This is a genomic window from Sphaerobacter sp. (assembly GCF_019683595.1).
GTDB lineage: Bacteria > Chloroflexota > Chloroflexia > Thermomicrobiales > Thermomicrobiaceae > Sphaerobacter.
The window spans coordinates 1-6,717 of record NZ_JADGHZ010000183.1 but is presented as its reverse complement, the minus strand read 5'-3'; the positions used below and the strand labels follow the sequence as shown (position 1 = coordinate 6,717).

Below are 6,717 nucleotides of genomic sequence, written 5' to 3'. Positions count from 1 at the left end.
CGGGGTGACATCGCGGACGTGGTGCGTCTGCGGTGGGAGATGTGCGTCGAGCAGGGGGTGGCGGAGGCGGACGACCAGGAGGGGTATGCCCGCTACGCGGCGGCGCTGCACGACTTCCTGGAGCGCTGGATCGACGATGAGCAGTGCCGCGTCTTCGTCGCGGTCGATGAGGGCAGTGGCGAGCGGGTGGCGATGGCGGCGCTGTGGCTCTGGCCGGTGTTGCCCTGGCCCGGCGGACTGGCGCAGTGGCAGGGGCACGTCACCAGCGTCTACACCATCCCCGGCTACCGGCGGCGCGGCATCGCCCGGCGGTTGATGAACGCGGTGCGGGACGCCGCGGCGGCACATGGCGCGACCCGGCTGGTGCTGGAGACGACACCGATGAGCGCGCCGCTCTACCGGGAGCTGGGCTTCGTGGCAAGTGGGATCATCGAGCTGCGCCTCGAGGCTGCGGAGGATCGCGGTTAAGAGCCTTGAACACGACCGCGCGTAGAGAGGGAGGCACAATGCCGGTTCAGTTCACCGTCCGAGAGCTGCGGGACAAGTACGACGCGGTCGCCCCGGTCTACGACCGGAGGGAGGCGCTTATGGAGGTGCTGGGTCTGGGTCGCTGGCGGCGGGGGTTGGTCCGCGAGGCGAGCGGCCGGGTGCTGGAAGTCGCGGCTGGGACGGGACGCAACTTCCCCTTCTATCCGGAGGGGGTTGAGCTCACGGCGGTGGATCTCAGCCCGGGGATGCTGGCGGTCGCGCGAGCGCGGGCACGCCAGATCGGCCGCCCGGTCGACCTGGTCATCGCCGACGCCGAGCGCCTCCCGTTTCCCGACCATACCTTCGATACCGTCGTCTCCACGATGAGCGTCTGCACGTTCCCTGACCCGGTCACCGCGCTGCGGGAGATGGGGCGGGTCTGCCGTCCGGACGGGCGCATCCTCCTGCTGGAGCACGGGCGGAGCAGCGTGGGGTGGATCGGCCGCTGGCAGGACCGGCGGGCGGACCGCAACGCGCAGTACGTCGGTTGCCACTGGAACCGCGAGCCGTACGAGCTGGCGCGGGAGGCCGGGCTCCATCCAGTCACCGCCCGGCGTCGCGTGTTCGGCATCTTCCATCTGATGCGGCTGCAGCCGGCGGCGTGAGCGCGGCGGCCGGCGTGATCGAGCAGCGGGGCGATGTCGCCACACGCTCACCTGGAGTGGTGGGCGGCACCCCGTTCGTGCCGCGGGATCGCCCACCGGGAGGTTCCCCAGTGAGCGATCCGTTGCGTCACGCTGGATTTCAGGACACCGGGCCGCCGCGGGCCGTGCGGCCTACGGGTTGGTGAGGACGATGGCGCCCTCGTCGGTGGTGGCGTAGAGGAGGCTGCCTCCGCGCGCGAAGGCGAGGGTGCGGACCTTGACCTCGTCCACCTCAGGTACGCGCTGCCAGGTTGCCCCGTTGTCGTCGCTCCGGTAGAGTCCCCGGATCGTGCCGGCGAAGATCCGCTCCGGCTGGCGCGGGTCGACCGCCAGCGCGAAGATCCCGAAGCCGCGGCCCTGCTCCTCCTGAGGGATCGGCTGGGTCAGCGCGTTGACCGAGAGCGTCACCTCTTCGAGCCCGACGCGGCTGAATTCCCAGGTCTCGCCGTTGTCGGAACTGATGTGGACGCCATGGGGCTCGCCGACGATGACCTTGTCGACCGTGGCAAGGAGCACGCCGCCGCCCCAGAACTCGAGCAGCGCCGGGCCGGTCACGGGGCTGGTCGGCGTCGAAACGTCAAGGGCGACGACGCGGCTGGTGCCGCCCTCGGAGGTGAAGATGCCGTAGAGCTGGGTGGCGACAAGGCCCAGGCTGGTCACGTCGAACCCGGCGACTGGGCTCGACAGCTCCCACGTCTCCCCACTGTCGATGCTGATCGCGAGCTGGCACGACTCGCCGTAGAGGCGGCTGGTGTTGAGGGGGTCGATGACGAGCGGCCGGATGTTCTCCGCGGCGGGGACGGTCTCCCAGGTTGCCCCGCCGTCGGTGCTCCGCTCGAAGGGGACCGGGTCGCCGCCGCGCGCGCACGGGGCGTGGTCGCCGCGGTAGATGACATCAGGGTGCGTCGGGTCGGTGAGGATGTGCGCCTCGGTTGCGCCCTCGGACATCTTCACCCACTCCTCGTTGCCCTCGCGGCGATAGAGCGCGTTCCCCGCCACGGCGTAGACGATGTCCAGCCCCGGTGCGGGCACGGAGATCTCGACGACCCGCTCCCCGTCGATGGTCAGGGGACTGGCGGTCGTGGTGTCGGGGCTCGCCTCCGGTGTGACCGTGGGTTCGGACGGCGTCGGCTCCGGCGTGGTCGGGCTGGCCGGTGGCTCCGTGGGGCTGACGGTCACCGTGGGGGTCTCTGCCGTCCCGCCGTCAGGCGGGGTCGTGGCGGTTTCCGAGCCACTGCCGCAGGCGCTCAGCAGCCAGGTGCCGAGGATGAGCAGCGCCGCGAAGTGGTAGCGTCTCTTGGTCATCCGTTCCCTCTCCCTGGGTGCGGCCGCCGGTGTGCGGGGCGGGTGTACCGTGCGGGAATCGCCCCGCGTGCCGGGGCACGCGTGTCGGTTCCCATTGTGCCCGGCTGGGTGGCCGGGCGGGAGGGCTAGGAACCGGCTTGCGCCGGGGCATCGTCTCCTAAGACGACGACGATGTCGTTGCCCGCGTACGTCGCGGGGTCTCCCGGGATGATAGCCGCCGGTGAGAGGTGTAGCACGTCGGCGATGCGCTGGGCGGTCACCCCGTCTCCCACATAATCGACGATCCGTGAGGTCGGAACGTTGCCGGTCTCATCCGACTGCGCGGCGGTGACGTCGCTGAAGCCCGCGGCTTGCAGTTGCGCCGCGGCGTTGGCCGCGAGCCGGTTGATCAGGGTGGCGTTCTCCACCAGGATCGTGGCTGCGTACTGGGGCTCCGGCTGCGGTGCCGTCTCGGTCTGGGTCTGCTCCGGCTGCGATGCCGGGCCGGCGCCATTCGGCATCATCTCGGCCATGATCGCCGCCACCTGATCCCAGTTGGGGATCAGGTAGTACGGCTCGCCGGGGTTCCACTGCGCGGTCGTGGCGGGCAGCAGGCTATAGGAGCGGATGTTGCCCGCCTCGATCTCCGTCCCCAGCTTGGCCAGCGCCAGCGCGTCGGTCGGCGGGAGGTCGGTGCGCACGCTGTCCCCCAGTTGCTCCAGTAGTTGCGGCGCCTTGGTGATCAGGTTGAGCGAGACGGCCTGCTCCCGCAGCGCGCGGAGCACTTGCTGCTGGCGGTTGCCGCGGGCGAAGTCGTTGTCGTCGTGCCGGGTACGGGCATAGCGCAGGGCGGTCTTCCCGTCCATGTGCTGCAGCCCGGTGTGGAAGTAGATGCGCGTGTAGTTGTACTGCTCGCCCGGGTACTCGTCGTCCTTGATCGGTGCCGGCACGTCGATGGTCACCCCGCCCAGCGTGTCGACGATGCGCTGGAAGCCCTCGAAGTCGACCTCGGCCACGTAGTGGATCGGGATGTTGAAGTTGTACTCGACGGTCGCCCGGACCAGCGCGGCGCCGGTGATGCCGCTCTCCTCCCCGGCGGAGTAGGCGGCGTTGATTTTCTCCTCGCCGACGCCGGGGATCGTGACCAGCAGGTCACGCGGGATCGACATCATCCCGACCTGCTTGGTCGCCGGGTCGATCGTGACCAGGATGATCGTGTCGGAGCGCGCGACCAGCCCGTCGTCGCGGTCGTCGACGCCGAGGAGGAGCATGTTGACGCGCTCTTTCTTGTCCCAGTCGGGCAGCTTCACTTCCTCCGTCGCGTCCGGAATGATCACGACCGTGCCGTCCGGGTTGACGCCGATGGCCGGGCGCGGCACCGGGGTGTTGAAGATGCGGTCGTAGGCCTGGTAGGCGCGGAAGATGGATGGTGCGATGAAGATGGCGCCCAAGGCCAGCGCGAAGATGGGAAGGGTCATGAGCGCGACGCGAAGCCGGGAGCGCCGCCGTGACGGCTCCGGCGTGGCGGGCACCGCCCGGCCGATCAGTCGGGGCTGGGGTCGCTGTCGCGGCGCGTCTCCGCGCGGATCCGGCGACTCGGCACGGGCCGCGCTCTGAGCGCGCAGCCGCTCTTGCCGGATCTCGGCCGCGTCACGGCGGCGTGGCTGGCGCGGCGGCTGTGCGTCGCCGGTCGACGGGGCGGCGGCCCGCTCCGGTGCCATGGCCGGTGCCTGGCGCGCCCGCCGTACCTCCGCGGCGCTCAGCCGGCGGCCATGCGTCCCGCGCGTGGCGCGTGGCCCGACCCGCGGCTGCTGGCGCGAGATTCGTCTCTCTGCGGAGCGGTTTGCGTTATCGTCAGTCACCAGTACCCTACTCACTCGTTGCCAGCCTGGCACGCCCGCGGATTATAGCACGGGTCATTTCCTTCCCTGGATGGGCGTCCCCGGCTAGATCGGCTGTATCGCGGCCGGAGGCCGCACCGACACGGTGGGTTCCGGCGCGACCGCCGGCTCCGGCGGGATCATCTGCCCCATGATCTCGTGCACGGCCTCCCAGTCGGGGATGAGGAGGTAGGGGCCGGGCGGATTCCACTCGACGGACGTTGCGGGCAGGATGCTGTAGGTGTGGATGTCCTGCGGCTGGATCTCCGTTCCCAGCTTGGCCAGCTTCAAGAGATCGAGCGGCGGGATGTCGGTCCGCACCGTGTCGCTCAGCGCCACCAGCAGCTCCCGCGCGTTGGCGATGAGATTGCGCGCGACGGCCTGTTCTCTAAGCGCGAGCAGGATCTGCTGCTGGCGGTTGGCACGGGCGAAGTCGTTGTCGTCGTGCCGGGTGCGGGCGTAGCGCAGGGCGGTCTTCCCGTCCATGTGCTGCAACCCGGTGTGGAAGTAGATGCGCGTGTAGCTGAATCCCTCTCCGGGGTATGCGTCGTCCTTGAGGGGCGCCGGCACGTCGATGATGACGCCACCCAGGGTGTCGATAATCCGCTGAAACCCCTCGAAGTCCACCTGCGCGAAGTAGTGGATGGTGATGCCGAAGTTGTACTCGACGGTGGCGCGGGCCAGCCCGGGGCCGGTGAGCTCACTGAGCGAGCCGATTGAGTAGGCGGCGTTGATCTTGTCCTGTCCGACACCCGGAATGGTGACCAGCAGGTCGCGCGGGATCGAGAGCAGCCCGACCTGCCGGGAGACCGGGTCGATGGTGACGATGATGAGCGTGTCGGACAGTGCCGGCTCGCCTGCCTCCAGGCGGTCGCTGTTGGTGTCGGCGCCGATCAGCAGCAGGTTGATCCGTTCCTGCCGATCCCAATCGGGCAGCGGCGGGGGCGCCTCCGTGGGCATCATCACGACTTCTGGGGTGCCGCGCGGGTTGACTGTCACCACCGGGCGCGGGGCATCCGGCACGAAAACCTCCTCGTAGGCGGTGCGTGCCGCGAGCAGCGGCGGGATCAGCCAGGCGGCGCCCAGAGCGAGCAGCGCAACCGCCACCGCCGACGCGACATAACGAGGACTCCGCCACCAGGGTCTCCGGGCGATCCGAACGCGCCGGTTCGCCAGGCGGGTCCGGCGCGGGCCACGCCACAGACGGCGCACCGGGACTCTCACGCGAACCGCACGCTGCCGCCTCCCGCCGCGAGCGCGCGTGCGGTGGCCGCGCAGGTGGTGAAGACGCGACGAGGCGCGGCGTCCCTGGGACATCGTCCCCTCCGCGTGACGCGGGCGCCGTGTGCGAGAGCGACCGGATCTGCCTCCGGTGTACCATTGCGAGCGGCGCCCGGCGCGGACGCACCGGTTGACGACCAGGCGGCTGCTCCGCATACTGTACGTACACCGAAACAAGCCGCCTTCTATCAGACACAACGCATGCGAAAGGCCAAACGTCACAGCGGGTCGTGAGGGGAAGACGATGATTCTATCGGATCGTGATATCGTTCAGGCGCTGGAATCGGGGCGCATCAAGATCACGCCGCAGCCTGACCTGGAGCGCTGCTTGGGCTCCTGCTCGATCGACTTCCGGCTCGGCAACACCTTCATGGTCTTCGAGCACTCACGGTTCTCCTACATCGACCCGCGTCAGCCCCAGTCAATCGGTGACGCCATGCGCACCATCACCGTGCCCGACGGCGAGGCCTTCATCATGCAGGCGGGGGACTTCGCGCTGGCGTCGACGCTGGAGTCGCTGGAATTGCCGGACGATCTGCTCGGCCGGCTGGAGGGGCGCAGCAGCATCGCCCGCCTGGGGATCACCGTCCACAGCACCGCAGCCGTGTTCGAGCCGGGCTGGGTCGGCACGGCGACGATGGAGCTCTCGAACCTGGGCCGGATGGCGGTTGCCCTCTACCCCGGCATGCGTATCTGCTCGTTCACCTTTGAGCAGCTCAGCTCGCCGGCCAAGGTGCCGTATCGCTACAAGCGGGGGAACAAGTACGCCGGCCAGATCGACCCCAAGCCCAGCCGCCTGGCCGAGGAGATCGCCATGGCACTGGAGGAGGAGAAGTAGGGGACTGGGAGGACACGCCCGAGCTCTCGGCCGCCCGCCAGCGCCGGTGTCGCGGTGAGGGAGCGCCCGGTGCCTCTGTCGGAGAGGGGGACGTTTCCCCAGCGTACGGGCCTGGTGTGACGGGTGTCCGGCGGTGGCGCAACGGATCCAGCCGCCCGGTTCGTGCCCGGGGCTCAAGCCGCCGGGCTGACAAGGAAAAGCCGGCTTTGGAGTGCGGCGGCCCGAGCCGCCGCTTTGGTATCGCGCGGCGGCAGCCGCGCGC

6 protein-coding genes are annotated in these 6,717 nt (G+C 69.8%); 3 read left to right on the top strand and 3 right to left on the bottom strand.

All coding sequences use genetic code 11. The annotated features are described in order from the left end of the window. The coding region (locus IRZ30_RS14565; RefSeq protein WP_294086194.1) for a GNAT family N-acetyltransferase at positions 1 to 468 on the top strand (468 nt) is incomplete at its 5' end. 38 nt (positions 469 to 506) lie between these two features. After that, positions 507 to 1,133 carry a methyltransferase domain-containing protein gene (locus IRZ30_RS14560; protein ID WP_294086192.1) on the top strand — a complete coding sequence of 209 codons (627 nt, stop codon included), beginning with the start codon at positions 507 to 509 and terminating at the stop codon, positions 1,131 to 1,133. A 171-nt stretch (positions 1,134 to 1,304) separates the two neighbouring features. On the opposite strand, the gene IRZ30_RS14555 is transcribed toward IRZ30_RS14560, so the two are convergent. The 3 genes from IRZ30_RS14555 to IRZ30_RS14545 all read right to left on the bottom strand — a co-directional run bounded on the left by IRZ30_RS14555 (position 1,305) and on the right by IRZ30_RS14545 (position 5,443). Then, positions 1,305 to 2,477: an exo-alpha-sialidase gene (locus IRZ30_RS14555; RefSeq protein ID WP_294086191.1), complete on the bottom strand. Its 1,173-nt coding sequence runs from the start codon at positions 2,475 to 2,477 to the stop codon at positions 1,305 to 1,307. A gap of 125 nt (positions 2,478 to 2,602) precedes the next feature. Continuing rightward, positions 2,603 to 4,318: an LCP family protein gene (locus tag IRZ30_RS14550; RefSeq protein ID WP_294086189.1), complete on the bottom strand. Its 1,716-nt coding sequence runs from the start codon at positions 4,316 to 4,318 to the stop codon at positions 2,603 to 2,605. Between the two features lie 84 nt (positions 4,319 to 4,402). Continuing rightward, positions 4,403 to 5,443 (bottom strand): LCP family protein, encoded by a 1,041-nt coding sequence (locus IRZ30_RS14545; RefSeq protein ID WP_294086187.1) that lies wholly within the window; start codon positions 5,441 to 5,443, stop codon positions 4,403 to 4,405. 418 nt (positions 5,444 to 5,861) lie between these two features. Between IRZ30_RS14545 and dcd the strand changes: the two genes are divergently transcribed. Next, positions 5,862 to 6,455: a dCTP deaminase gene (gene dcd, locus IRZ30_RS14540; RefSeq protein ID WP_294086186.1), complete on the top strand. Its 594-nt coding sequence runs from the start codon at positions 5,862 to 5,864 to the stop codon at positions 6,453 to 6,455. Positions 6,456 to 6,717: the final 262 nt, after the last annotated feature.

Coding starts and splice junctions, on each gene's coding strand:
- IRZ30_RS14560 (WP_294086192.1), top strand. CDS start 507: ATGCCGGTTCAGTTCACCGTCCGAGAGCTGCGGGACAAGTACGACGCG.
- IRZ30_RS14555 (WP_294086191.1), bottom strand. CDS start 2,477: ATGACCAAGAGACGCTACCACTTCGCGGCGCTGCTCATCCTCGGCACC.
- dcd (WP_294086186.1), top strand. CDS start 5,862: ATGATTCTATCGGATCGTGATATCGTTCAGGCGCTGGAATCGGGGCGC.